Origin of the sequence: Paenibacillus sp. LHD-117 (assembly GCF_030929555.1) — a bacterium.
Taxonomy (GTDB): domain Bacteria; phylum Bacillota; class Bacilli; order Paenibacillales; family Paenibacillaceae; genus Pristimantibacillus.
In genome coordinates this window covers 1-593 of the sequence record NZ_JAVFVT010000092.1, presented here as the reverse complement: position 1 = coordinate 593, position 593 = coordinate 1, and the positions used below count along the sequence as shown (strand labels likewise).

The window sequence follows — 593 nt, the reverse complement described above, 5'->3', positions numbered from 1 at the left end:
TTTGACGAATTGTAATATGAAGTGCGACACCTAGAAAAACAAAAGGCCCATGCAGGCTTCGTGTAAAATGGAAGTTACCACACCACCATTTTGTACAGGAGAAACCAACATGAGCTACTCCCATCTTAACATAATTGAACGAGGACAACTAGAAGCGCTGCATCGATTGGGCTGGTCATGCCGCAAGATTGGGCATGAGCTAGGTCGACATCCTTCTACTATCGCACGAGAACTGGCACGTAGCGACAGTAAGAAGAACGGGACTTATGCTGCTAGCTCTGCCCAAGAAGCGTCCCATGAACGGAGAGCTACTAGCGTGCCTGTCGGCAAATATACCAAGGCACTTGCCGAAGAACTCAATCTGAAGCTGCAGGAGACCTGGTCCCCTGAGCAGATCGCCGAGAAGCGTCGTACCGAAGGGAAACCTTTCGTGTGCTTCAAGACGATCTACAGATGGCTATACGGGGGGCGCCTCGCAGCGGGAGCCAACGTATTGCGACATAAGGGAAAACGTCAGAAGCCGATGGAAACACGTGGTCGCTTCCTCGTCGGTACGCCGATCAGCAAGCGACCGAAAGAAGTCCGTAAGCGTA

1 protein-coding gene is annotated in these 593 nt (G+C 51.6%); it reads left to right on the top strand.

The annotated features are described in order from the left end of the window. Positions 1-109: 109 nt before the first annotated feature. Positions 110-593: IS30 family transposase (locus RB620_RS30180; protein ID WP_483874766.1), on the top strand; the 484-nt coding region annotated here is incomplete at its 3' end.